Origin of the sequence: Micromonospora sp. 067-2 (assembly GCF_046549295.1) — a bacterium.
Classification (GTDB): Bacteria; Actinomycetota; Actinomycetes; order Mycobacteriales; family Micromonosporaceae; genus Micromonospora.
In genome coordinates, this window is sequence record NZ_JAJPWB010000011.1 from 20,414 (window position 1) to 44,635 (window position 24,222).

At 71.8% G+C, this 24,222-nt stretch carries 19 protein-coding genes and 2 pseudogenes; 12 read left to right on the forward strand and 9 right to left on the reverse strand.

Translation table 11 applies throughout. The features are described from left to right. Nucleotides 1-50 precede the first annotated feature (50 nt). Nucleotides 51-980: a LysR family transcriptional regulator gene (locus tag ACLJN9_RS25040; RefSeq protein WP_410814024.1), complete on the forward strand. Its 930-nt coding sequence runs from the start codon at nucleotides 51-53 to the stop codon at nucleotides 978-980. 8 nt (nucleotides 981-988) lie between these two features. Here ACLJN9_RS25040 and hrpA read toward each other — a convergent pair whose 3' ends face one another. Further along, nucleotides 989-5,059, reverse strand: coding sequence for an ATP-dependent RNA helicase HrpA (hrpA, locus tag ACLJN9_RS25045; RefSeq protein ID WP_410814025.1), 4,071 nt, complete (start codon nucleotides 5,057-5,059; stop codon nucleotides 989-991). Between the two features lie 119 nt (nucleotides 5,060-5,178). Here hrpA and ACLJN9_RS25050 point away from each other — a divergent pair, with 119 nt between their 5' ends. Next, nucleotides 5,179-5,547: a cytidine deaminase family protein gene (locus tag ACLJN9_RS25050; protein WP_410814026.1), complete on the forward strand. Its 369-nt coding sequence runs from the start codon at nucleotides 5,179-5,181 to the stop codon at nucleotides 5,545-5,547. 2 nt (nucleotides 5,548-5,549) lie between these two features. Here the strand turns inward: ACLJN9_RS25050 and ACLJN9_RS25055 are convergent, their stop codons facing one another. Further along, nucleotides 5,550-5,909, reverse strand: a complete 360-nt coding sequence (locus tag ACLJN9_RS25055; protein WP_410814027.1) for a YciI family protein — start codon at nucleotides 5,907-5,909, stop codon at nucleotides 5,550-5,552. Between the two features lie 142 nt (nucleotides 5,910-6,051). Between ACLJN9_RS25055 and ACLJN9_RS25060 the strand changes: the two genes are divergently transcribed. The 5 genes and pseudogenes from ACLJN9_RS25060 (at nucleotide 6,052) to ACLJN9_RS25080 (ending at nucleotide 12,288) form a co-directional block, all read left to right on the forward strand. After that, nucleotides 6,052-8,052 (forward strand): multicopper oxidase family protein, encoded by a 2,001-nt coding sequence (locus ACLJN9_RS25060; protein WP_410814028.1) that lies wholly within the window; start codon nucleotides 6,052-6,054, stop codon nucleotides 8,050-8,052. 60 nt (nucleotides 8,053-8,112) lie between these two features. Then, a complete protein-coding gene (locus tag ACLJN9_RS25065; RefSeq protein ID WP_410814029.1) occupies nucleotides 8,113-9,153 on the forward strand; it encodes a FecCD family ABC transporter permease in 1,041 nt (346 codons plus the stop codon). Then, a complete protein-coding gene (locus ACLJN9_RS25070; protein WP_410814031.1) occupies nucleotides 9,150-10,301 on the forward strand; it encodes a FecCD family ABC transporter permease in 1,152 nt (383 codons plus the stop codon). The genes ACLJN9_RS25065 and ACLJN9_RS25070 overlap by 4 nt, the downstream gene beginning before the upstream one ends. Before the next feature lie 20 nt (nucleotides 10,302-10,321). Further along, a pseudogene (locus tag ACLJN9_RS25075) lies at nucleotides 10,322-11,086 on the forward strand (ABC transporter ATP-binding protein); the annotation flags it as partial. Between the two features lie 254 nt (nucleotides 11,087-11,340). Next, on the forward strand, nucleotides 11,341-12,288 hold the full coding sequence (locus ACLJN9_RS25080) for an ABC transporter substrate-binding protein (RefSeq protein WP_410814032.1): 948 nt from the start codon (nucleotides 11,341-11,343) through the stop codon (nucleotides 12,286-12,288). Between the two features lie 173 nt (nucleotides 12,289-12,461). On the opposite strand, the gene ACLJN9_RS25085 is transcribed toward ACLJN9_RS25080, so the two are convergent. After that, complete coding sequence (locus ACLJN9_RS25085) at nucleotides 12,462-13,370, reverse strand: hypothetical protein (protein ID WP_410814033.1); 909 nt, start codon at nucleotides 13,368-13,370, stop codon at nucleotides 12,462-12,464. 247 nt (nucleotides 13,371-13,617) lie between these two features. After that, nucleotides 13,618-14,262: a hypothetical protein gene (locus ACLJN9_RS25090; RefSeq protein WP_410814034.1), complete on the reverse strand. Its 645-nt coding sequence runs from the start codon at nucleotides 14,260-14,262 to the stop codon at nucleotides 13,618-13,620. Nucleotides 14,263-14,787: 525 nt separating this feature from the next. Between ACLJN9_RS25090 and ACLJN9_RS25095 the strand changes: the two genes are divergently transcribed. Continuing rightward, the gene (locus tag ACLJN9_RS25095; protein WP_410814035.1) at nucleotides 14,788-15,168 is read left to right on the forward strand and encodes a hypothetical protein; all 381 of its coding nucleotides are present in this window, start codon (nucleotides 14,788-14,790) and stop codon (nucleotides 15,166-15,168) included. Between the two features lie 102 nt (nucleotides 15,169-15,270). Continuing rightward, nucleotides 15,271-15,879, forward strand: a pseudogene (locus ACLJN9_RS25100) (phosphotransferase); the annotation flags it as partial. Between the two features lie 149 nt (nucleotides 15,880-16,028). On the opposite strand, the gene ACLJN9_RS25105 reads toward ACLJN9_RS25100, so the two are convergent. Both ACLJN9_RS25105 and trmB read right to left on the reverse strand, forming a co-directional pair. Beyond that, entirely contained in the window at nucleotides 16,029-18,533 is a 2,505-nt protein-coding gene (locus ACLJN9_RS25105; protein WP_410814036.1) for a DEAD/DEAH box helicase, read from the reverse strand. Between the two features lie 76 nt (nucleotides 18,534-18,609). Continuing rightward, nucleotides 18,610-19,317 (reverse strand): tRNA (guanosine(46)-N7)-methyltransferase TrmB, encoded by a 708-nt coding sequence (trmB, locus tag ACLJN9_RS25110; protein WP_410814037.1) that lies wholly within the window; start codon nucleotides 19,315-19,317, stop codon nucleotides 18,610-18,612. A 130-nt stretch (nucleotides 19,318-19,447) separates the two neighbouring features. On the opposite strand from trmB, the gene ACLJN9_RS25115 reads away from it, so the two are divergent. Together ACLJN9_RS25115 and ACLJN9_RS25120 are read left to right on the forward strand one after the other, a co-directional pair. Further along, complete coding sequence (locus ACLJN9_RS25115) at nucleotides 19,448-20,011, forward strand: hypothetical protein (protein WP_410814321.1); 564 nt, start codon at nucleotides 19,448-19,450, stop codon at nucleotides 20,009-20,011. 8 nt (nucleotides 20,012-20,019) lie between these two features. Next, nucleotides 20,020-20,730 (forward strand): class F sortase, encoded by a 711-nt coding sequence (locus tag ACLJN9_RS25120; protein ID WP_410814038.1) that lies wholly within the window; start codon nucleotides 20,020-20,022, stop codon nucleotides 20,728-20,730. Nucleotides 20,731-20,761: 31 nt separating this feature from the next. Here the strand turns inward: ACLJN9_RS25120 and ACLJN9_RS25125 are convergent, their stop codons facing one another. The 3 genes from ACLJN9_RS25125 to ACLJN9_RS25135 all read right to left on the reverse strand — a co-directional run bounded on the left by ACLJN9_RS25125 (nucleotide 20,762) and on the right by ACLJN9_RS25135 (nucleotide 22,921). Beyond that, complete coding sequence (locus tag ACLJN9_RS25125) at nucleotides 20,762-21,079, reverse strand: antibiotic biosynthesis monooxygenase family protein (RefSeq protein ID WP_410814039.1); 318 nt, start codon at nucleotides 21,077-21,079, stop codon at nucleotides 20,762-20,764. An 86-nt stretch (nucleotides 21,080-21,165) separates the two neighbouring features. Beyond that, complete coding sequence (locus ACLJN9_RS25130) at nucleotides 21,166-21,963, reverse strand: exodeoxyribonuclease III (RefSeq protein ID WP_410814040.1); 798 nt, start codon at nucleotides 21,961-21,963, stop codon at nucleotides 21,166-21,168. Nucleotides 21,964-22,000: 37 nt separating this feature from the next. Then, entirely contained in the window at nucleotides 22,001-22,921 is a 921-nt protein-coding gene (locus tag ACLJN9_RS25135; RefSeq protein WP_410814041.1) for a proteasome assembly chaperone family protein, read from the reverse strand. A 422-nt stretch (nucleotides 22,922-23,343) separates the two neighbouring features. On the opposite strand from ACLJN9_RS25135, the gene ACLJN9_RS25140 reads away from it, so the two are divergent. Beyond that, nucleotides 23,344-24,204, forward strand: coding sequence for a peptidase M23 (locus tag ACLJN9_RS25140; protein WP_410814042.1), 861 nt, complete (start codon nucleotides 23,344-23,346; stop codon nucleotides 24,202-24,204). The last annotated feature ends 18 nt before the right edge of the window (nucleotides 24,205-24,222 follow it).

A 24,222-nucleotide genomic window follows, 5' to 3' on the forward strand; every position in this document is an offset into this window, starting at 1 on the left:
AGTCGTCCAATGCATCAAAGTCGCAGTCTTGATAGCCATAAGCTATGTAGATGCAGCTCCATCAGCTCAGGTACTTCGTCGCGGTGGCCGAAGTACGACATTTCACCCAAGCCGCCGACATCGTGGGGATAACCCAGCCCTCACTCAGTAAGCAAATTCACGCCCTGGAGGCCGACCTCGGGGCGCCGCTGTTCGAACGGCTAAGGGGCAACATCGCCCTCACCGCGGCCGGCGAGGTGCTGCTGCCGTTGGCCACCCGGATCCTCGCCGACGTGGACACCGCGACCCGGGAGGTCCAGGAGTTGGTCGGTCTCCGTCGCGGTCGGGTCCGGCTCGGCGCCACTCCGAGCCTGGCCACCTCACTCGCCCCACCGGTGCTTCGCCGGTTCCGCGACGCCCACCCCACCGTCGACCTCAAGGTCGAGGAGGGGGGATCCCAGGACCTGGTGCGCAACCTGCTGCGCGGCGACCTCGACCTGGCGCTGATCATCATGCCGGCCCGGGGCACCGACCCCGGGCTGCGCGTCGACCCGATCCTGCGGGAGAGCCTGGTGGTCGCCTCGGTGGGCGAGGTGCCGACCGCCTCGCGCGCCGGGGAGTTGCGCATCACCGACCTGCGCGACCAACCGATGGTGATGTTCCGCGAGGGTTACGACCTGCGCGACGCCACCATCCAGGCGTGCCGGGAGGCAGGCTTCGAGCCGACGTTCGCGGTGGACGGCGGCGAGATGGACGCGGTGCTCAGCTTCGTCGAGGCGGGGCTCGGTATCGCGCTGGTGCCCGGCATCGTCCTGGCCCGCCGGCCAGGGGTACGGATCACCCCGCTCGCGCCGCCCGGGGTGCGGCGGACCATCGCGGTGGCCCGCCGCCGGGACGTCGTCCCCACCCACGCCGGCCGCGAACTCCGCCGGATCCTGCTCGACTACGTACAGGCCGCGATCGACCGAAACGACCTCCCGCCCGGCGTCGATCCCCTCTGACCCCACCGTCAGCGGCCTTCGGCGTCGTCCATCGCCCGGTAGATGCGCTGCTCGGAGACGGGGTACGGGGTGCCCAGGGCCTGGGCGAAGACGTTTACCCGCAACTCCTCGATCATCCAGCGGATCTGACGGACGGCCGTTGCCTGACGGCGCGCGGGCGGGAGCGCGGCGAGCAGGTCGGCGTACTCCTTCTGCACCGTTGCGACCCGGTCCTGCTGCTGGCGGTCCCGCTGGGGGTTGCCCGGCAGCCGTTCCAACCGTCGCTCGATGGCCGTGAGGTAGCGCAGCAGGTCGGGCAGCCGGGCGTACCCGGTCTCGGTGATGAACCCGGCGTGCACCAGCCCGGCGAGCTGGTTACGGATGTCGGCCAGCGCGGCCACCACGGCGAGATTGCGGGTGGCGCCGAGCCGCTGCTCCACGGCGTACGCGGCGGCGAGGACCCTGCGCACCCGGTCCATCACCTCGACCACGGTGTCGACGAGGTCGGCGCGGACCTTCTCGCGCAGCGCCGCGAAGCCCTCGGCGTTCCACGCCGGCCCACCGGCGTCGCCGATCAGCCGGTCGATGGCCGCGCCGGCCGCGTCCTCGATCAGCTCCTGCACGCCGCCGTGTGGGTTGCGGCTCAGCGCCAACTTGGCCTCGTTGGTCAGCCGGCCCTGCAGGAACCGCGCCGGCGACGGCACGGTGAGCCGCAGCAACCGGCGGGTGCCGGCCCAGTGCGCCGCCTCCGCCTCGGCGACGGAGTCGAAGACCTTCACGCCGACCGTGGCGCCCTCGTCGACCAGCGCCGGGTACGCGGTCACCGCGTAGCCGGCACGGACCTGCTCGATGGTGCGAGGAAGATCGCCGACGCTCCACTCACGGAGGCCCGTCCGGGCCACCTCCGGCGCGGCGGCGGCCACGACCTGGCGTACCTCCTGGCGTAGTTGACGTTGCAGAGCCGGCAGGTCCTTGCCCTCGGCGACCGGCTTGTCCTCGTCGTCGAGCACCCGGAAGGTGACCCGCAGGTGGGCGGGGAGCTTGCCCGGTTCCCAGGCGTCGCGCGGCACGGTGACCCCGGTCATCCGGCGCAGCTGGCGGGTGAGCGCGTCCAGCAACGGCTCCTCGCCGGGGGTGATCGCCGCGAGCGCGGCGCGGGCGTAGTCCGGCACCGGGACGAAGTTGCGGCGCACCGCCTTGGGCAGCGTTCGGATCAGCGCGATCACCGTCTCCTCGCGCAGCCCCGGCACCTGCCAGTCGAAGCTCTCCGCCGGCACCTGGTTGAGCAGCGGCAGCGGAATGTCCACGGTGACGCCGTCGGTCGGCGTGCCCGGCTCGAACCGGTACGTCAGTGGCAGGGTCACCCCCTCGGTCTGCCACTCGTCCGGGTAGTCGTCCTCGTCGACGCCCGGCCGACCGTCGTTGACCAGCAGGTCGCGGGTGAAGGCGAGCAGGTCCGGCTGCGTCCGGCGGGTCGTCTTCCACCAGCTGTCGAAATGCCGGCCGGAGGACACGTCGGCCGGGATCCGCTGGTCGTAGAAGCCGAAGATGGTCTCGTCGTCGACCAGGATGTCCCGGCGTCGGGCCCGACTCTCCAGCTCCTCGATCTCGGCGAGCAGCCGCTTGTTGTCCGTCCAGAACTGGTGGTGGGTCTGCCAGTCGCCCTCGACGAGGGCGTGCCGGATGAACAGCTCCCGGCTCAGCGCGGGGTCGATCCGCCCGAAATTGACCTTGCGGGAGGTGACCAGCGGAACGCCGTACAGGGTGACCTTCTCGTAGGCCATCACCGCGGCCTGCTTCTTCTCCCAGTGCGGCTCGCTGTAGCTGCGCTTGACCAGGTGCTGCGCGAGCGGTTCGACCCACTCCGGCTCGACGCGGCCGGCGATCCGACCCCACAGCCGGGAGGTCTCCACCAGCTCGGCGGCCATCACCCAGCGCGGCGGCTTCCGGAACAGCGCCGACCCGGGGAAGAGCGCGAACTTCGCGCCCCGCGCACCCAGGTACTCGTGCTTCTGCGCGTCCTTCAGGCCGACGTGCGACAACAGGCCGGGCAGCAGAGACTGGTGCACCTTCGGGGTGTCGATCTCCTCCGGCAGGTCCGCGCCACCCCGGCGACCCGCACCCTGGCCGGCGTCCGCGCCGTCGGAGGTGTCGCGCGCCGGTCGCCCGCCGCGCCGGTCGTCGCTTCCCGGGGTACGCAGCACCTGGCGCAGTTGCCCCACGATGTCCTGCCACTCGCGGACGCGCAGGTAGTTGAGGTACTCCGCCTTGCACATCCGGCGGAACGCGCTGGAGGACAGCTCCCGCTGCTGCTCGCGCAGGTAGCGCCAGAGGTTGAGGAAGGCGACGAAGTCCGATTCCCTGTCGGCGAACCGGGCGTGTGCCTGGTCGGCCTGGGCCTGCTTCTCCGCCGGCCGCTCGCGCGGGTCCTGGATGGAGAGGGCGGCGGCGATCACCAGCACCTCGGTGGCGCAGCCGTTGCGCTCTCCCTCGACGACCATCCGGGCCAGTCGCGGATCGACCGGCAACTGGGCCAGGCGCCGGCCCAACGCGGTGAGCCGCTTCGCCGGGTCGGCCTCGGTCGGGTCCAACGCGCCCAGCTCGTGCAGCAAATTGACGCCGTCGGCGATGTTGCGCTTGTCCGGCGGGTCGATGAACGGGAAAGCGGCGAGGTCGCCGAGCCCGATCGCGGTCATCTGGAGGATGACCGACGCCAGGTTGGTGCGCAGAATCTCCGGATCGGTGAATTCGGGCCGGGATTCGAAGTCCTGCTCGTCGTAGAGACGGATGCAGATGCCGTCCGAGGTGCGGCCGCAGCGGCCCTTGCGTTGGTTGGCCGAGGCCTGGGAGATCGGCTCGATCGGCAGCCGCTGCACCTTGAGCCGGCTGGAGTAGCGGGAGATGCGGGCCGTACCCGGGTCCACGACGTACTTGATGCCGGGCACGGTCAGCGAGGTCTCCGCGACGTTCGTGGCGAGCACCACCCGGCGCGAGGTGTGCGCGGCGAAGACCCGGTGCTGCTCGGCGCTGGAGAGCCGCGCGTAGAGCGGCAGGATCTCGGTGCCGAGCAGCGGGCGTTTCGTCTGCACCAGCTTGCCGAGCGCGTCAGCGGTGTCCCGGATCTCCCGTTCCCCGCTGAGGAAGACCAGGATGTCGCCGGGGCCCTCGGCGGCCAACTCCTCGACGGCGTCGCCGATCGCCTGGATCTGGTCGCGGACGGTCTCCTCGTCGCCGTCGCCGTCCTCCTCGCCCTCGGCGATCTCGAGCAACGGTCGGTAGCGCACCTCCACCGGGTAGGTGCGGCCCGAGACCTCCACCACCGGCGCCGGTACGCCATCCGGCTCCTCCGCCGTGGCCGGCCCGGCGAAGTGCCGGGCGAACCGGTCGGTCTCGATGGTCGCCGAGGTGATGATCACCTTGAGGTCGGGTCGCCGGGGCAGCAGCTCCCGCAGGTACCCGAGGATGAAGTCGATGTTCAGGCTGCGCTCGTGCGCCTCGTCGATGATCAACGTGTCGTACTGGCGCAGCATCCGGTCGGTCTGCAGCTCGGCCAGCAGGATGCCGTCGGTCATCAACTTGACCAGGCTGCGCTCGCCGACCTGGTCGGTGAAGCGCACCTTGTAGCCCACCACGTCGCCCAGCTCGGTGCCCAGCTCGTCGGCGATCCGGTCGGCCACCGTCCGGGCGGCCAGTCGCCGGGGCTGGGTGTGCCCGATCAGCCCGTGGATCCCGCGCCCCAGCTCAAGACAGATCTTGGGGATCTGGGTGGTCTTACCGGAGCCGGTCTCGCCGGCCACGATCACCACCTGGTGGTCCCGGATGGCGGCGGCGATGTCGTCCTTGCGCTCGCTGACCGGCAACCCCGCCGGGTACGTGATCACGGGTACGGCCGCCCGTCGGGCGGCGATCCGCTGCTCGGCCCGGGCCAGCTCGGTGCTGATCTCGGTGAGCGCTGCCTCCCGGCGCTGCGGGTCGCGCAGCTTACGGGCACCGTCCAGTCGCCGCTGGAGCCGGCGCTGGTCGCGGAACATCAGGGGATCGAGGCGGCGGTGCAACTCGCGGACCGGGTCGGTCGCGGCGGAGGCGGCTGGAGTCTGCATGTCGTGCCCAAGGATAGGCAGCCCGGCGTCGCACCGCCTCCGGGTTACCCCGCGGCCAGCCCGTCGACGGCGACACGGGCGTCTAGAGTTGGCGGCCGACGTCGAGCTGGGGGAGCCGGATGGAGCTGCGGGACACCGACCGGGCGTTGGTGCAGGCCGCCACGGCGGTCGCCAAGCTGCGGTGTCGCAGCCAGCACCACACCGTGGCGTCGGCGGCCCGGACCGCCGACGGGCGGGTCTTCACGGGCGTGAACGTCCACCACGTCAGCGAAGGATCCTGCGCTGAGCTGGTCGTGGTCGGCACCGCGGCGACTCAGGGCGTGACCGACCTGGAGACGATCGTCACGGTCGCCGACCGGGGCCGCGAGATCAGCGAGCCGTGCGGCGTCTGCCGGCGGGTGCTGCGGGACTACCTCCCGTCGCTGCGGGTGGTCGTCGGCGATCTGGACGCCCTGCGGGTGGTGTCGATCGGGGATCTGCCCGGCTGACCTCAGTCCCCAGAGGCCGCCTCCAGCATCGACCGAGGCAGCGGCACGCTCTCGAACCGCAGGTTGCCCTCGGGGACCAGCCAGCTCATCACCTGCACGACCAGGCGACCGGCCCGCACGGCCGGGTCGTTGGCGTAGAGGGCGCGGGCCTCGTCCGGTGCGATGGAGAGCACGACGAAGCCGCGCAGCCGGTCGTCGTCGGGGTGCAGGAACGGCCCCGCCGCGAGTACCAGCCCCTGTTCCACGAGCCCCGCCTGGTGGGCAAGGTGCGCGTCCTGCAGCCGGTCGATCGCGTCCTGCGGCAGCTCCGGTGGATCCGACGGTCGGACCAGGAGGACGACCGTGTGCTGGTCGAATCGCATGTCCACACCCTATGGCCCTGCTGTGTCCTGCGCGTCCGACTGTCCCCCTTACGGGTGGGATCCGATGTGTGTCCGCCTTAGTCCCGCACGCGAAACTTATTTCCTTATCGTGGGAAAGGGGAGCAAACGGGAGGTGTCAAGCATGGTCACCAGACGACGACTGCTCGCAGCCGGTGCCGCCGGTGGCGCGTCGGTCCTGGTTCCGGCGGGCTGGGCGGCCGAACGGGCGCTCGCCGCGGCGGCGCCGCTGGATACCGGCGACATTCCGAAGTACGTCGCGCCGCTACGGATCCCCCCGGCCATGCCACCGGTGACGGTCGGCCCGGAGCGGGACACCTACGTCATCGCGGTACGACAGTTCCACCAGCAGATCCTGCCGCTGTCGTGGCCGCGCACCACCGTGTGGGGTTACGGCTCCACCGCCCACCCCGGCAGCTTCGGCTACCCCGCACCCAGCATCGTGGCCCGGGTGGACCGCCCGGTACGCGTGACCTGGCTGAACCAACTCGTCGACCGCCGGGGTGACTACCTCCCGCATCTGCTGCCCGTGGATCCCACCCTGCACTGGGCCAACCCGCCCGGCGGTACGGAGCGTCGGGACCGGCACGGCAGCTGGGACGGTGACCCTCGGGGATACCGCGGGCCGGTGCCCCAGGTGGTGCACCTGCACGGCGGCCACAGCTCGCAGGAGAGCGACGGACACTCCGAGGCGTGGTATCTGCCGGTGGCCCGTGACCTGCCGCCCGACTTCGCCGTGACCGGTAGCGCGTACCGCGAGTTCCGGTCCCGCTTCGCGGAGCGGTCCGGGCTGCGCTGGGCGCCGGGTTCGGCCACCTTCGAGTACGCCAACGACCAGCGGCCCTGCACCCTCTGGTACCACGACCACTCGTTGGGGCTCACCCGGGAGAACGTCTACGCCGGACCGGCCGGGTTCTACCTGCTCGGCGGCGGGGACGACGACCTGCCGGAGGGGGTGCTACCCGGCCCGGCGCCGGCCTGGAACGATCCACCGAACGCCCGCTACCACGACATCCCGCTGCTGATCCAGGATCGCAGCTTCACCGCCGACGGCGACCTCGTCTACCCGGGCGGTCGCCCCGTGGTCGGCGACGAGAACGACGCGCAACCGTCGCACGGCGGCGTGCCGCCGATCTGGATCCCGGGGTTCTCCGGCGCCACCATGGTCGTCAACGGCCGCACCTGGCCCACGCTGACGGTGCAGCGTCGGCGCTACCGGTTCCGGTTGCTCAACGGCTGCAACAGCCGGTTCCTGCTGCTCAGTGTGGTCGCCAACGCCACCGCGCGGCCGGCCCGCCCGGTGCTGCCGGTCTGGCAGATCGGCAGCGACGGCGGTTTCCTGCCCGAGCCGGTCCCGCACGAGCGCGTGACGCTCGGCCCGGCCCAACGGGTCGACGCCATCGTGGACTTCACCGACGTGCCGGACGGAACCGAGCTCTACCTCGTCAACGAGGGGCCCGACGGGGCGTACGGCGGCGGCACGCCCGGGGTCGACTTCGCGCCGGCCGACCCGGGGACCACCGGGCAGGTGTTGCGCTTCGTGGTCACCGAGGCGACCGGCGTCGACCCGAGCGTGCCGCCCGAGCAACTGCGGCTGCCGTCGCACCGTCGGCTCGGGCCGGCCGAGCGGGTGCGGCGGTTGTCGCTCAACGAGCAGATGTCGGCCGGGTCGCGGTCCGGGCCGACAGCCATGCTGCTCGGCGTCCTCGACGAGCGTGGTGGGAATCTGCCGCTGCGCTGGAGCGATCCGGCGACCGAGCGGCCCACCGTCGGCGCGACCGAGGTGTGGGAGCTGCACAACTTCACCGGGCACGTGCATCCGGTCCACCTGCACCAGACCCAGTTCGAGCTGCTCGGTCGGGGGCGGTCCGGCCGGCTGCGTCCCGGCCCGGCGGGCCGGGGGCGGATGGACACGGTGCTCGCGTACCCGGGAGAGGTGACTCGGATCAAGGCGTACTTCGACCTGCCGGGTCGCTACTCCTGGCACTGTCACCTGTTGGAGCACGAGGACAACGAGATGATGCGCCCCCTGCACGTGCTGCCGCGCGGTGGTGTGGCGGCCGGGGACGGTGGCTCGCGGCACGCGCCGGGTGGGTTCGCGACGGGATCGACCGACGCTGGTTAGGCCACTTTCCGCAGGTCGGCTAAGGTAAGGCGAACCTAAGCTCGATCGTGCAGGAGATTCGTGACCGCCCTTGCCAGCCGGCCGACCCGGAGTCGGGCCAGCACCCGCACCGGTCGCCGGGTGGCCGTCACCGTCGGTGCCGCGCTGCTGCTCCTGCTCACCGTGCTGGCGAGTTTCGCGCTGGGCAGCCGGCAACTCGGCGTCGACCAGGTCTGGCACGCCCTCGTCGCACCGGACGGCAGCGACGCCAGCACCATCGTCCGCGAGCTGCGGATGCCGCGCACCGCGCTCGGCCTCGCCGTCGGGCTAGCGCTCGCCGTCGCCGGCGTGCTGTTCCAGGCGCTCACCCGCAATCCGCTGGCCGAACCGCGCATCCTCGGCATCAGCGCCGGCGCATCGTTCGGCGTGGTGCTGGCCATCTCCGTCTTCGGCGTCGGCACGCTCGCCGGGTACGTCTGGTTCGGCATCGCCGGAGCGCTGCTCGCCGGGTTGCTGGTCTTCGCCATCGCCGCCCGGACCCGCGAGGGCGCCAGCCCGGTCACCCTCGCGCTGGTCGGCGCGGCTCTCGACGCCAGCCTCGCCTCCGGGGTGTACGCGCTGCTCAGCATCGACGCCAGCACCTTCGAGGAGTACCGGTTCTGGGTGGTCGGCGGGCTGGCCGGCCGGGATCTGTCGGTCGCCGCTCAGGTGCTGCCGTTCGTCCTCGTCGGGCTGGTGCTGGCCGCCCTGGTGGCGCGCGGCCTGGACGCGCTGGCCCTCGGCGACGAGGTGGCCCGCGGCCTCGGCAATCGCGTCGGACTGGTACGCCTCGGCGGTGGCCTCGCCGCGGTACTGCTCACCGGTGCCGCAGTGGCGGCGGCCGGGCCGATCGCCTTCGTCGGACTGGCCGTGCCGCACCTGGCCCGCGCCCTGGTCGGCGTGGACCACCGCTGGACCCTCGCCGTCTCCGCCCTGCTCGGGCCGGCGCTGCTGCTCGGTGCCGACGTCGTCGGCCGGCTCGTCGCCCCGCCCGGCGAGATACCGGCCGGAATCGTCACCGCTCTCATCGGCGCGCCGCTGCTGGCCGTCCTGGTCCGCCGCGCCCGGGTGGTGACCGCGTGACCACCACCGACCGCCCGTCCGACCCCTCGCCCGTCGACGCGCCGCCTGGTGCCGCCGTCGCGTCCGGTGCCGCCGGTGCCGCGTCCGGTGGCGTCGATGCCGCGTCCGGTGCCGCCGGTCGGCTGCCTGGCCGGTCGCTGCTGCGGATCGGTCCGGTCAGCCTGCAGATCCGCCGCCGCGCGGTGCTGGTGGCCACCGCGCTGACCGTGCTGCTCCTGCTGGCCGTGGTGCTCAGCCTCTCCCTGGGCACCCCGTACGTCGCCCCGGCCGACGTGCTGCGCGCGCTCTCCGGCGCCGGCACTCCGTACGACCTGGTTGTCTTTGATCTGCGGTTGCCCCGGATCGTGCTGGCCGCGGTGGCCGGAGCGGCCTTCGGGGTGGCCGGCACGCTGATCCAGAGCGTGGCGCGCAACCCCCTGGCGAGCCCCGACGTCATCGGCATCACCCAGGGTGCCGGGCTCGCCGCGACCGTGGCGTTGACCACCGGAATGTCCGCGGTGTTGGTGGCACCCACCGCCCTGGTGGGCGGGATGCTCGCCGCGGTGCTGCTGTTCGCCCTCGGCGCCCGGCACGGGCTGGCCGCGCAGCGGTTCGTGCTCGCCGGGGTGGCGGTCGCCTTCGCCTTCCGGGCGCTGACCGAGGTGGTCATGCTCAGCGCCGACCCGATCGACGGGCTGCGCGCCCAGATCTGGCTGATCGGCACCCTGGCCGGCAAAGGTTGGACAGAGGCCGCCTGGATCGCCGGCACCCTGCTGGCGCTGCTGCCGCTACTCGCCTGGGCCGGATGGGCACTGAACAGCACGGCGCTGGACGACGACACCGCCCGGGGCGTCGGGCTGCGCCCGGTCGCCCGCCGGGTCGGGCTCGCCGGCACCGGTGTGCTCGTCGCCGCGATGGTCACCGCGCAGGTCGGTGCCGTCGACTTCGTGGCGCTCGTCGCCCCCCAGGTGGCCCGGCGACTCGTCCGGGCCGAACGACCGCCGCTGGTCTGCTCGGCGCTGCTCGGCGCGCTGCTGCTGGTGCTCGCCGACCTCGTCGGCCGGCGACTGATCGCACCCACCCAACTCCCGGCCGGCGTGCTGACCGCCGCGATCGGCGGACCATACCTGATCTTCCTGCTGCTGCGTGGACCGCGGCGGTCCTCGTGACGCCTCGAAGGAGTCGTGTGATGCTCTCCACCCGCGACCTGGTCGCCGGTTACGACGAGCGAACCGTGCTCGACGGGCTCGACCTGGACCTGCCGGCCGACGCGTTCACCGTGATCGTCGGGCCGAACGCCTGCGGCAAGTCGACCCTGCTGCGGACCATGGCCCGGCTGCTCACCCCCCGGCGGGGCGCGGTGCTGCTGGACGGCAGCGCCATCCGCGACCTGCCGACCCGCGACGTGGCCCGCCGCCTCGGCGTACTGCCGCAGAGCCCGCTGGTGCCCGAGGGCGTCACCGTGGCCGACCTCGTCGGGCGCGGCCGGCAGCCGTACCAGCGGTGGTGGCGGCAGTGGTCGACGGAGGACGGCGCGGCCGTCGACCAGGCGATGGCGTTGGCCGATGTGGCCGGCCTGGCCGACCGACCGGTGGACAGCCTGTCCGGCGGCCAGCGGCAGCGGGTGTGGATCGCGATGACGCTGGCCCAGGACACCGATGCCCTGCTGCTGGACGAGCCGACCACCTTCCTCGACCTGGCTCACCAGGTGGAGGTTCTGGACCTGCTGCACCGACTGCGCGTCGAGCGGGGCCGCACCGTCGTGGCCGTCCTGCACGACCTCAACCAGGCCGCCCGCTACGCCGACCACCTGGTCGCGATGCGCGACGGCGCGGTGGTGGCCGCCGGGCCGCCCCGGGAGATCCTCACCGCCGACCTGGTCAGCGACGTCTTCGGTTTGGCCTGCGTGGTGGTGCCCTGCCCGGTGACCGGCGCGCCACTGGTGGTGCCCGCCCACACCGGCGGCAACGCTGCCCCGGTCGCTCCGTCCGCCTCCGCTCCGGCTGTCGCTGCTGGCGGCGTGGCCGGCCCGGCCACCTCGTCCGCCTCCGTTCCGGCTGTCGCTGCTGACGGCGTGGCCCGCCCGGCCACCTCGTCCGCTGGCGCGGGTGGCCTCGATCCGTCGACGGCGTCCGTGCCGGACGCCCGACCCGCCAACGGCGATGCGGCGACACCGCTCGCCAGCCCGTACCCCTCGAAAGGACTCTGATGCGTCGTCTCGTCGCCGCCCTCACCGCGGCCGTCGCCCTCGGCGTCGGACTCACCGCCTGCGGTGAGAGCGACCCGGTCGCCGGCTCCACCACCGGAGAGACCCGGGAGATCACCCACGCCATGGGCACCACCAAGGTCCCCGCGGAGCCCAAGCGCGTCGTCGTCCTCGACACCGACAAGATCGACACGGCGCTCTCGCTCGGCATCACGCCGGTCGGCGCGGCCACCGCCGGTGAGGCCAAGGGCTGGCCGACCTACTTCGGCGCGGACAAGCTCGCTGCCATCAAGACCGTCGGGGTGCTCACCGAGCCCGACCTGGAGGCGATCAACGCGCTGAAGCCGGACCTCATCCTCGGCAGCAAGTTCCGCCAGGAGAAGTTCTACGACGAGTTGGCCGCCATCGCGCCGACCGTGTTCACCGACAAGGTCGGCATCACCTGGAAGGAGAACCTCCTCCTCGACGGCAAGGCGCTCGGCCGCGAGCAGCAGGCCAAGGACCTGCTCAGCGCGTACGAGAAGCGGGCCAGGGACTTCGGCGCGACGCTCGGCGACGCCGCCGCCCGCAAGGTGTCGATCGTCCGCTTCATGCCCGGCGCCATCCGGGTGTACGGCCCGGACTCGTTCTCCGGCATCGTCATCGGCGACACCGGCCTGGGCCGCCCCGAGCGGCAGCTGCTCGCCGCCAAGGAGGACAAGCGCTTCGACCAGGTGAGCCCCGAGCGGATCAACGAGGTCGACGGCGATGTCATCTTCGTGACCGCGTACGGCGACAAGGCCGCCGCCGAGCAGGCCAAGATGGCCGGCGGCACCCTGTGGAAGGGCCTCGGCGCCGTTCAGGCCGGCAAGGCGTACCCGGTCGCCGACGAGGTCTGGATGACCGGCATCGGCGTCGGCGCCGCCAACAAGATCCTCGACGACCTGAGCAGGTACCTTCCCGCCGCCTAACCCCTGCGCCGCGGCCCAGCGTCCGGCGCGCAACGCGCCCGGCTGGGGCGCCTTGCGCCGCGGGGCAGCGTCCGGGGCGTGGCGCGCCCCGGCTGGGGCGCATGATCACGCTCGATCAAGGAAGTAGTGGTCTCCCCCGGCGGGGAGGCCACTACTTTCATGTTCAAGCACGATCATGGCGTCTTGGGGGAGCGGGATCGCGCCCTCAGGGCGGTCCTGACCTCGGCGACGAAGCCGTCGAAGTCCTCCCGGAGACGCTTGCCGGTCACGTGGAGGACGATCCAGTCACCGCCGAGTAGCCGGTTGAGCCGTCGGCGGTCCCGCTGGAACTGTTCCGGATCGTCATGCCAGAGACCGTCGTACTCCACCGCGACCTTGAACTGCGGCCAGGCCAGGTCCAGCCGGGCCACGAACCGACCCTGGTCGGTGACGACCCACTGGGTCTGCGGTCTGGGCAGGCCGGCGAGCACCAGCCGGACCCGTGTGCGGGACTCCTGGGGTGATTCCGCGCCGGCGTCGGCCAGGTCGACCGCGCGTAGCAGGGCGCGCCAGCCCCGCCGTCCTGCCCGGCTGAGCGCGTATTCGCGCAACGCCGGTATGTCGCTGAGCCGGCGCGCGAGCAGCGCGTCGATGATCACCACCGCGTCGACCACATCGAGCCAGCGGGCGACGTCCCAACAGGTTCGCGCCGGGCCGGTCACCCTGACCCCGGCCCGGTCCACCGTGTCGCCAGGGTCGATCTCCCCATGGTGGACCCGAAGGCCGGCGGTCGGCCCAATTCGGGCGGCTCTGGGCACCAGCACGTCGATCGGCTCACTGGAGGCTTGTGTCACGCTGCCGTACAGGGCTGCCGCGGCGCGCCCGGCGATGGCGGCGCCGGGCGGGATCAACCAGCGTCCGACGGCCGCGCATCTTGTCCGGTGGGTGAGTCTGACCCGTGCGTCGGAGTAGACGTCCCGAAAGAGCGGCCGCCACGCGGAGCTGCGTAGGTCGTTGCGGGTCAGCAGACCGCGCGAGACGGCGATCGAGCCACGGAAGATCTGACCACGCAACTGCGGTGGCCGTCGAGGAGCTTTCGGCATGGGTCCCAGGCTGACCGATCAACCTCGCACCGCGCCGCCCCTGTGGATAACGCCCGACTGTGCTCGGGGCGCCAGTGCACACCGTCGTCCCCATGATCGCGCCCGAACACGGATGTAGTGGCCTCCCGGGAAGGTGAGGCCACTACATCCTGGATCGAGTGTGATCTTGCCGGTGGGTCGGGCGCGGTGAGTGGGGCGCGGTGGGTGGGGCGCGGTGGGTGGGGCGTGGTGGGTGGGGGCGCGGGGACTAGGCGGCGGTGGCCCAGATGGCGCGGAAGGCGGCGGCTTCGCCGGCCAGCCAGCGTTCGATGTGGTCGGGCTTGGCGTCGGTGGGCATGCGGTGGGCCTGGCCGCGTCGGACGTCGACCAGGACCGGCTCGGCGTGCGGTAGCACGGCGTCCATGTGGCGGGCCATCAGGTGCAGGGTGGCGAGCACCGACTCCTCACTCGGTGGAGTCTCGTCGAAGTGCAGCCGGATCGCCTCGGCCCGGCCGTCGGCGTGCCGTACCCCGAAGTGGGGGTTGATCTTGACTGGTAGGTCGCCCAGCATGGCTAGGGCGTCGCGGGTCTGGGCCAGGTCGACGGCGGCCGGCTCGCCGAGGGAGTGCAGCCAGGCGGTGGCGCCGGGCACCAGCGCCTGGTAGAGCGGGCGCCAGCGGGGCTTGACCACGTCGACCACACCGGTCAGATGGGTGCCGCCGGTGTGGAAGGCGATGTCGGCCTTGAGCGCCTTGACGAACTGCCCGTGCGGGTTGAAGCCGGAACGGCTGGCCCGCTGCTTGCGCAGCCCGCCCACGAAGGTCGCCTTGGTGGGCCCGTTGCGGTCGACGTAGCGGGTGAAGCCGAGCAGTGTGGCGTAGGGGGTGAGCGGCGTGGAGGTGGGCGCGGTCACGGGCGTCCTCCCAGGTCAGGAACTTGATTAGTACATACATTCTAATCGACGGGTCTGACATTGCCCAGTGAAATCGGGGGTGCGGAAGCTGTCCCGTCCGCGACGAGATCGGCACGGTCCGGGGATAGTTGGCACGCGATTGGCACCGTCCGGTTGAAGGTGGCATGTCCGGTACGGTGCCGGGGTGCTGCGCGCGGTGCCGGGCCTGGGTGGGTCATTGACTGCTGAGTTCGAGGTTGGATTCGTTGGCGCTGAGGGTTCGGAAATCCGTACTTCCTTGATGGACTCGGCGCAGGTGCGGTTTGAGCTGGTCAAGCCGGTACGCGGGTTCCCGTCGTACAAGCGGCAGCGCAACTTCCCGGGCCTGTGGTGGTCGCCGACGACCGGAGGGCACGTCGGGTACGAGTCGTGGCTGGAGCGCGACCACCTGATGTTTCTCGACTTCGATCCGGCGGTGGTGCCCGCCGGCCACGACCCGCCAGCTCGGCCACCGCCTACACGAGGCGCGCTGGCAAGATCTCGCTCATGCGCGACAGTGACCCGACACCCAGCGAAATGGACTTCTTCCGCAGCCTGTCCGAACTAGTGACCGGCTTGCACGACTGGTATCACGCGGACGACGACGGCACGCCGTGGATGGTCGCGTCCTACGACTTCGTCGCCAATGACGCAATCCACGCCACGCTCCGCGCCGACTACGACGGCCGAAGCCTGCGCGGCGGCTGGAGCCCCGCCTGCCTCAACTGGGATGACGGAGTCCGGGCCGCCGACGCGTTGATCGACACCACCCCACCGGAAGGTCTTCACCTCGACAACATCGCTCCACACGACGCTGCGGCGGCAGCGGCGGCATGGTTCACGATGCACATCTCACGCGGTGGACCGGCGTCGCTTCGGCAGGGCTGAACCCAACTCGATCGACCGGAAGTGCCAGGTAGCTCCGGACACCCCGGCGCCCGCCGTCCGGACGAAGGTGTCCCGTCCCTGGCTACTCGCCTGCGCCGTTGCCAAGCTCGGCTGGACGGCGACCTCCTCGACGCCGCCGATCTCAACCAGGTGCGGGCGGCCGGAGTCATCCTCGCCCAATTGCAGGACGCGCTGGCCGGATACCCGGACGCTGATCGGTTTCTCGCCCCCGCCGTCTCGTCCGAGTCGTTGACGGTCCGGGTCACCGACTGGCTCGACTCCCGCGCCGGCCATCTGCCGATGGCTGCTCGTGACACGCTGCGCTCGCTGGTCACCAGCGCGCCGCCCGACCTACTTCCCCGCCAGCTTGTCCATTTCGATATCCGCTCAGCCAACATCCTGTGGGCCCGCGGCGGGGTCACCGCGATCCTCGACTTCGAGGAGGCCCAGCATGATCATCGAATCGTCGAGCTGGCCCGCGCGGCGGTCCTGCTCGGCACCCGCTACCACAGCTGGGGACCGGTGTCGGCCGAAGCTCGCACAGAATTCCTTACCGGCTATCAGTCCGAGCGACCGCTGACCCCAGCCGAGGCGGGCTGGTTGAACATCGTCCTGCTCTGGCAGGCCCTGGCGATGGTGCCGCCCGGCGACGACCCGACCGGGTGGGGACCATCGGCCCTGGGCCAGCTGAGCCAGGAAACCGCAAGGTAGGTCCGGACGATCGCATCTCGAACCGTCCGGACCTACCTTGCGAGCCGCTGGTCAACACCTTGATCATCTGCAATCTTGGAACGGACGCGACAGGAAGACGCGACAAAGGGGGCCACCCGAGCCGGGCGACCCCCTTCGAAGAAAGCGCGTCAGAGCTGGCCGACGTCGGTGACCCGGATGACCGCGGCGCCGATCTCGTCCGAGGCGGCCAGGTCGATCTCGGCGCTGATGCCCCAGTCGTGGTCGCCGTCGGGGTCGTCGAGGATCTGCCGGACGATCCACCGCTCCCGGCCCTGCTCGATCATGAGCAGCGCCGGGCCGCGGGCGTCCGGACCGATGCCGATCGAGTCGTACGCCTCGAAGTACGGCTTCAGCGCGTCGGCCCACGCGTCGTAGTCCCAGCCGTCGGCGGCGTCGAGTTCGGCGAGCAGGTCCCAGCGGCGCAATGAGGCCACTTCGACCCGGCGGAACAGCGCGTTGCGCACGAGCACCCGGAACGCCCGTGCGTTGCGGGTGACCGCCGGCGGTCGGTCGTCCAGGATCGTCTGCGCCGATGCCACGTCGGACGGGTTGCGCAGCCGCTCCCACTCGTCGATGAGGCTGGAGTCGACCTGGCGGACCAGCTCGCCCAGCCACTCGATGAGGTCGATCAGCTCCTCGGTCTTGGCGTCCTCGGGCACGGTCTGCCGCAGCGTCTTGTACGCGTCGGCCAGGTAGCGCAGGACGAGGCCCTCCGAGCGGGTCAACCCGTAGAACTGCACGTACTCGGTGAAGGTCATGGCCCGCTCGTACATGTCCCGGACGACGGCCTTGGGGGAGAGCTGGTGGTCGGCGACCCAGGGGTGACCCTGCCGGTACATCTCGTACGCGGCCTCCAGCAGCTCCGCGAGGGGCTTCGGGTGGGTCACGTCGTCGAGCAGTTCGAGGCGGGCCTCGTACTCGATACCCTCGGCCTTCATCGCGGCGACGGCCTCACCGCGGGCCTTGAACTGCTGCGCGGAGAGGATCTGCCGGGGGTCGTCGAGGATCGACTCGATCACGCTCAGCACGTCGAGCGCGTACGACGGGGACTCGGCGTCGAGCAGCTCGATGGTGGCCAGGGCGAGCGGGGAGAGCGGCTGGTTGAGCGCGAAGTCGAGCTGGAGGTCGACGGTGAGCCGGATCCGTCGGCCGGTCTCGTCCGGTTCGGGCAGCTCCTCGACCACGCCGCCGGCCCGCAGTGCGCGGTAGATGGCGATGGCCCGCCGGATGTGCCGGCGCCGCGCGGCGGCGTCCTCGTGGTTGTCGGTGAGCAGGTGCCGCATCGCCGTGAACGCGTCCCCCGGCCGGCCGATGACGTTGAGCAGCATCGAGTGGCTGACCTGGAAGCTGGAGGTCAACGGCTCCGGCTCGGCGTCCACCAGCCGGTCGAAGGTGGGCTGACCCCAGCCGATCGAGCCCTCCGGCGGCTTCTTGCGGACCACCTTGCGGCGCTTCTTCGGGTCGTCGCCGGCCTTGGCGAGCGCCTTGACGTTGTCGATCACGTGCTCGGGGGCCTGCACCACGACCCGGCCGATGGTGTCGAAGCCGGCCCGGCCGGCCCGCCCGGCGATCTGGTGGAACTCGCGGTTCTTGAGCAGCCGGGTACGGATTCCGTCGTACTTGGACAGGCCGGTGAACAGCACGGTGCGGATCGGCACGTTGATGCCGACGCCGAGGGTGTCGGTGCCGCAGATGACCTTGAGCAGACCGGCCTGCGCGAGGGTCTCCACGAGCCGGCGGTACTTGGGCAGCATCCCCGCGTGGTGGACGCCGATGCCGTGCCGGACCAGCCGGGTCAGCGTCTTTCCGAAGCCGGAGGTGAACCGGAAGCCCCCGATCGCCTCGGCGATCAGGTCCTTCTCGGCGCGGGTGCAGACGTTGACGCTCATCAGCGCCTGGGCGCGTTCCAGCGCGGCGGCCTGGGTGAAGTGGACCACGTACACCGGGGCCTGCTTGGTCTCCAGCAGCTCTTCCAGGGTCTCGTGCAGCGGCGTCATGGCGTACGAGAAGATCAGCGGGACCGGCCGCTCGGCCGAGCGGACGACGGCGGTCGGCCGCCCGGTGCGCCGGGTCAGGTCGTCGACGAACCGGGTGGTGTCCCCCAGCGTGGCGGACATCAAGATGAACTGGGCCTGCGGCAGCTCGATGATCGGCACCTGCCACGCCCAACCACGGTCGGGCTCGGCGTAGAAGTGGAACTCGTCCATGATCACCTGACCGACGTCGGCCTTCACGCCCTCGCGCAGCGCCAGGTTGGCCAGGATCTCGGCGGTGCAGCAGATGATCGGGGCGTCGGCGTTGACGCTGGCGTCGCCGGTCAGCATGCCGACGTTCTCGGCGCCGAAGACCTCGCAGAGCGCGAAGAACTTCTCCGACACGAGCGCCTTGATGGGCGCGGTGTAGAAGGTCGTCCGGCTGTCGGCGAGTGCCGCGAAGTGCGCGGCGACCGCCACCAGGCTCTTGCCCGAGCCGGTGGGCGTGTTCATGATCAGGTTGGCGCCAGAGACGATCTCGATGACCGCCTCCTCCTGATGGGGGTAGAGGTCGAGGCCGCGCTCCTTCGCCCAGCTGGCGAACGCGTCGAAGAGGGTGTCGGGGTCGGCGCTTGTCGGCAGCGCGGCGGTGAGCGTCATAGCCTGTCCATGGTGCCTGGATCATGCCCCCGCGCGCCAACCCGGCGTCCGCCGGACCCCCGTCCGGGCCGGCTGGTCACCGTCGGCGGTAGATCAGGTCCGCGACCGGCCGGCCGGCCGTGAGGGCACGCCGCTCGAACTTCGTCACCGGGCGGTGCGCGGGGCGCGGCGCGAATCCGCCGTACGCGTCCGCCAACCCCGGGTCGGCATCCAGGGTCTGCCGCATCGCCTCGGCGTACTCGGCCCAGTCGGTCGCGCAGTGCAACGTGCCACCCGAGGTCAGCCGGGAGCGCAGCAGCGCCACGTGCGCCGGCTGGACGATCCGCCGCTTGTGGTGGCGGGCCTTCGGCCACGGGTCCGGAAAGAAGATGTGCACGGCGTCGAGTGAAGCCTCCGGAAGACCGCTGACCAGGTCCAACGCGTCGCCCTGGGCAATCCGTACGTTGCCCAGACCGCCGCCGTCCACCAGGTCGAGCAGGTTCGCGATTCCCGGAGTGTGCACCTCCACCGCCAGATAATCTCGATCCGGGTCAGCGGCGGCCATCGCGGCGGTGCTGTCCCCCATGCCGGAGCCGATCTCCAGCACCACCGGCGCGCGGCGGCCGAACAGGCCGGCCAGATCGACCGGCGGGACCGGCCCGTCCGGCACATCCAGGCCGTACGCGGGCCAGAGGCGCTCCAGCGCGTCGGTCTGCCGGCTGCTCATTCGACCCCGGCGGGGGTGGAAGGTGCGGATCGTCCGGCTCGCGGGCGGGACGGCGGGGTTCTGGTCGGTGGCGGTCACAGCGACCCGAGAGTACGCGACCTCGTCGCTGGATCGGATGTGATGTGCGACCGGGAATGAGAGGATCGATCTGGTACGGCAGGTCGGGCGGTCCGCCGCCCGGCTCGGCCGCACGGCGTCGGGAGGGGGCATCGTGACAGTGACCCGCGGCGGCGTGATCCTGTCGCTGGTGACCGTGTTCGCCGGCTCCCTGCTGGCCGCCGCGCCCGCGTTCGCCGCGCCGCAGCCCGGCCCGCCGGATGGCGCGCCGCAGCCCAGCCCGGTGGTGGACGTCTTCGTCGAGGTGAGCCCGAGCACGGTGCGGCCCGGCTATCTGGTCGGCATCCGCGCCAGTTGCCGGGACAACTCGGTGGGCGCCACCGTGGTCTCCGACGCCTTCGGTGCGGTGGGCGTGCAACCGCAGGGCGGAGTGCTCACCGCCGCTCCGATGGTTCGCGAACGCACCCGCCCCGGCAACTACCGGGTCAAGCTGGAGTGCCGCGACGGCAGGACCGCCTCGACCATGCTGCAGGTGGTCAAGAACGCCCCGGTGCAGCCCAGTCGGGGCCCGGCCACCGGCTTCGGTGGCGGCGCCGGCGGGATGACCGGCAAGCTGCTGCTACCCGGTGGCGTGGCGCTGACCATCACCGGGTTGATCCTCGCCGTGGTGGCCCTGCGTCGGCCGCGTGCCGTCCGTGGCGCCGCCGGCCACTGAGGGTCGCCATGGAGATCTTCAACCCCTCACAGCCGCCCGCCGACGAGCCGTCGGTGGCGTCCCGACCGCCGACCGCCGTCGCGCCTCGGCGCAGCCGTCCACCCGGCCGGAGCCCCTGGTCGGTGCCGGTGGCCGTGGCGCTGGTGCTGGCCGGCGTCTTCGCGACGGGGGCGGGGCTGGGTCGGTCGGTGGGCCCGTTCGACTGGGTCGGGACCGGCGCCGACCGGCCATCCCGCAGTGAGTCGGTCGGGTTGTCGGCCAGCCGCCCGGTGCGCCTCTCGGTCCCGGCGGTCAAGATCGCCGCGCCGGTGGCGCCGGTCGGGCAGGCCCGGGACGGCTCGATCGCCGTCCCGCCGTTGGAGCGGCACAACGAGACCGGCTGGTACGACCGCGGGCCCACGCCCGGCGAACCCGGCCCGGCCGTGATCGTCGGGCACGTGGACACCAAGAACGGCCCGTCGGTCTTCTACGACCTCGGCAAGCTGCACCCCGGGGACCTGATCGAGGTGACCCGGGCGGACAGCTCGGTGGTGGTGTTCCGGGTCGACACCGTCGAGCACTTCCCGAAGGACCAGTTGCCCGGCGATCGCATCTACGGCCACGACGGCCCGCCCGGGCTGCGGCTGATCACCTGCGGCGGGCAGTTCATCGGCGGCCGCACCGGCTACGCCGACAACGTGATCGCGTTCGCCACCCTGCAGAGCTCCCGTAAGCCCTGACCCCGCCCTCGCGGGCCGTCGACGAGATCGGTCAGGGCTGGGGGACGTGCAGGGCCACCTCGAACTCCAGCAGGCTGGCGCCGCTGGCGACCGGCGGGCGCTGCTGTTCCCCGGGAGGGGCGGCGTGCGCCGCGCGGGACGGGCCGGCGGCCCAGGCCTGGTACGCCTCCTCGGTCTCCCAGCGCGTGTACACGAAGTAGCGGGTCTCGCCGGCCACCGGACGGAGCAGCTCGAAGCCCAGGAAACCGGGGGAGTTCTCCACCGTCCCGGCCCGGGCGGCGAACCGCTTCTCCAGCTCCGCGCCGGCACCCGGCGGAACCTCGATAGCGTTGATCTTCACGACTGCCATCTGCCCACCCTAGCCACCGCCGACGGACACGAGCACCGCGACGGGCGCACAGAACGCCTTCACGGGCTCGGAACGCCGCGACGGGCTCAGAACGCCTCGACCACCGGAACCAGGTCCGCGTCGACCACGATCGGAGCGTGGTCGGAGGGGCCCTTGCCCTTGCGGGCCTCCCGGTCCACGTACGCCGAGCGGACCGCCCGGGTGAACGGCGCGGAGGCGTACACCAGGTCGATCCTCATGCCCTTGTTCTGGTGGAACATCCCGGCGCGGTAGTCCCAGTAGGTGAAGGGGTGCGGCCCCTTCATCGGGGTCGGGACCACGTCGCTGAGCCCCAGGTCGCGCAGCGCCGCGAGGGCCGCACGCTCGGCCGGGGTGACGTGCGTGGAGTGCGTGAAGACGGCCGGGTCCCAGACGTCGGCGTCGGTCGGGGCGACGTTGTAGTCGCCGCAGACGGCCAGCGGCAGCCCGCCGGCCAGCTCCGCGTCCAGCGCGTCGCGCAGCGCCGCGAACCAGGCCAGCTTGTAGGCGTAGTGCGGGTCGTCCGGTGCCCGGCCGTTGGGCACGTACACCGACCAGACCCGCACCCCGTCGCAGGTGGCGGCGATGGCCCGGGCCTCCGGCTCGGGAAAGCCCGGCTCTCCGGCGAACCCGACCCGGACGTCGTCCAGCCCGACCCGGGACAGGATGGCCACCCCGTTCCACCGGCCGTCGCTATGGCTGGCCACCGTGTAGCCCAGCTCACCCACCTCGGCCACCGGGAAGGCGCCGTCCGGGCACTTGGTCTCCTGCAGGCAGACCACGTCCGGGCCGGTGCCGGCCAGCCACTCCAGCAGCCGGGGCAGCCGGGCCTTCACCGAGTTCACGTTCCAGGTCGCCAGGCGCATGCCCCCAGCCTGCCGCATCCGCCCCCGCGACGCCCGGTCAGCTGCCCGGGGTGTCGCCGGGACGGGTCTGTTCGGCCAGGAACCGTTCCAGCTCGGCGCCGAGTTCGTCGGCGGTGGGCAGCGGCCCGGCCTCCGGGGCGAGCAGGCTCTTCTCGCCGCGACCCCGGGAGAACGCGTCGTACTGCTCCTCCAGCGCCGAGACCAGGGCGGCGGCGTCCTCGGTCTGGGCGACCTGCCGGTCGATCTCCACGCGGACGACCTCGGCGGACGAGCGCAGCCCGTCGCCGGGCAGCAGCAGCCCGGTGCTGCGGGACACCGAGGTGAGCAGCACCTCGGCGGCGGCGGGGTACTCCGTCTGCGCCACGTAGTGCGGTACGTGGGCGGCGAAGCCGAGCGCGTCACGGCCCTGCTCGCCGAGGCGGAACTCGAGCAGGTGACCGACGCTGCCGGGCACCTGGACCCGTTGCAGCCAGGGCTCGTACCCGGCGATCAGGTCGGGTCGCGTGGCGTGGGCGGTCACCCCGGTCGGCCGGGTGTGCGGCACCGCCATCGGGATCGAGTTGAGCCCCACGGTGAGGCGGACGTCCAGCCGGGCGCCGAGTCCGGCGACGGCGGCCACGAACCGCTCCCACTGCAGGTCGGGCTCGGGGCCGGTGAGCAGCAGGAACGGGGTCTCGTCGTCGTCGCGCAGCAGGTGCAGCTCCAGCTGGGGGGCGTCGACGCTCTCCCAGTGGTCCTCGACGAACGTCATGACGGGTCGCCGTGAGCGGTAGTCGAAGAGCTGGTCCACGTCGAAGGTGGCGATCGGCCGGCCCTCCAGCGAGGTGAGCAACTGCTCGCGAGCCAGCCGGCTGGCGTTGCCGGCGTCCACGAACCCGGTGAGGGCCTGGATCATGACCGGTTGCCCGAGGTCGGGCAGATCGTCGGTGAGCTCGTAGAGCTCGTGTGGGTCGAGCACCGGTGCGGACCTCCCTGAAATGTGCCTACTCGGATGCCGACGCGACGGACGGCACCCGGTTCGGGCAACGTACCCGCCATCCTGATGCATTCCTGCGGCGGGCGATTGGTCGCCCGGCGGATGGGCACGGCCGGACTATTCGCCCGATTACCCCGCTGGGTGCGCCCGGTGGGCCGATCGGTGGATGGGCGCTTCGGCCCAAAGGCCGAGTTTGTCGATCATGTCGGTGCGCGGGGTCGGATGTCCGGCCGTGTCGCCGTCCGTGCCGGCCCGCGTGCCACGCCGGGTCCATCCGGTACGCGAGGTTCGTTCCTCGGGCGGGTCGTGCCACCCCGGTCGTCCACCGGCGAGGCCCCGTTCTGTGGCGATCGCCACGTGATCACCGTGCGTGATCGGCGTGCCGCCCTGCCTAGCCTCGGTTGATGCGTGACGACGGCACCCTTGACGACCCGAACGCCTTGAGCAGCCCCACTGCCGATACGGAGGATGGCACCTCAGCCGAACGGACAACCGCCGCGAGCCGGCTCCTGGCGTACACCAGGGACCTGTTTGGTCGACGCCGGGCCCAGATGGCCCTGGCCAGCGGCGTGGTCTGCTGCCTCGGCCTGGCCGCCGTGGCACAGGTCCGCGACGACTCCGCCGGTTCGACGGCCCGGGCCGACCGGTCCGCCAGCAGTTCGGAGCTGCTCCAGCGCGCCGAGCAACAGCGCGCCTCCCGTGACCTCGACCGTGTCGCGGTCCCCAGCGCCTCCGCCACCCCGTCCGCCGCCGCGCGCTCCGCCGACCCGGACACCACCGCCCGAACCCGCAAGACCGCCGCGGCGCGCCCGACCGACCCGGCGCCGGTCGTCGGACTGGACGAGGACCAGATGGAGAACGCCGAGGCGATCGTCCGCGCCGGCCGCGAGATGGGCGTGCCCCGTCGCGGGTTGGTGATCGCGGTGGCCACCGCCATGCAGGAGAGCAACCTCTACAACGTGGCCAGCGGTGTGCTTCCCGAGTCCCAGGACTACCCGCACCAGGGTGTCGGCTGGGACAACGACTCGGTCGGCCTGTTCCAGCAGCGTTCCAGCAGCGGCTGGGGCCCGGTCGGGCAGTTGATGGACCCCGAGTTCGCCACCCGGCAGTTCCTCACCGCGTTGGAGCAGGTGCCCGGCTGGCAGCAGATGCGGCTCACCGACGCCGCCCAGGCGGTGCAGGTCTCCGCGTATCCCGAGTACTACCAGCAGCACGAGTGGCGAGCCACCAGGGTCGTCGACGCCATCACGCCGAGCGGGCGGTAGCCTTCCGGCCACTGTGGA

Coding starts and splice junctions, on each gene's coding strand:
- ACLJN9_RS25105 (WP_410814036.1), bottom strand. CDS start 18,533: ATGACGCTCACCGCCGCGCTGCCGACAAGCGCCGACCCCGACACCCTC.
- ACLJN9_RS25050 (WP_410814026.1), top strand. CDS start 5,179: ATGGAGCTGCGGGACACCGACCGGGCGTTGGTGCAGGCCGCCACGGCG.
- ACLJN9_RS25130 (WP_410814040.1), bottom strand. CDS start 21,963: ATGCGCCTGGCGACCTGGAACGTGAACTCGGTGAAGGCCCGGCTGCCC.
- ACLJN9_RS25120 (WP_410814038.1), top strand. CDS start 20,020: ATGGAGATCTTCAACCCCTCACAGCCGCCCGCCGACGAGCCGTCGGTG.
- hrpA (WP_410814025.1), bottom strand. CDS start 5,059: ATGCAGACTCCAGCCGCCTCCGCCGCGACCGACCCGGTCCGCGAGTTG.
- ACLJN9_RS25095 (WP_410814035.1), top strand. CDS start 14,788: ATGCGCGACAGTGACCCGACACCCAGCGAAATGGACTTCTTCCGCAGC.
- ACLJN9_RS25040 (WP_410814024.1), top strand. CDS start 51: ATGCAGCTCCATCAGCTCAGGTACTTCGTCGCGGTGGCCGAAGTACGA.
- ACLJN9_RS25140 (WP_410814042.1), top strand. CDS start 23,344: ATGCGTGACGACGGCACCCTTGACGACCCGAACGCCTTGAGCAGCCCC.
- ACLJN9_RS25125 (WP_410814039.1), bottom strand. CDS start 21,079: ATGGCAGTCGTGAAGATCAACGCTATCGAGGTTCCGCCGGGTGCCGGC.
- ACLJN9_RS25060 (WP_410814028.1), top strand. CDS start 6,052: ATGGTCACCAGACGACGACTGCTCGCAGCCGGTGCCGCCGGTGGCGCG.
- ACLJN9_RS25080 (WP_410814032.1), top strand. CDS start 11,341: ATGCGTCGTCTCGTCGCCGCCCTCACCGCGGCCGTCGCCCTCGGCGTC.
- ACLJN9_RS25085 (WP_410814033.1), bottom strand. CDS start 13,370: ATGCCGAAAGCTCCTCGACGGCCACCGCAGTTGCGTGGTCAGATCTTC.
- ACLJN9_RS25055 (WP_410814027.1), bottom strand. CDS start 5,909: ATGCGATTCGACCAGCACACGGTCGTCCTCCTGGTCCGACCGTCGGAT.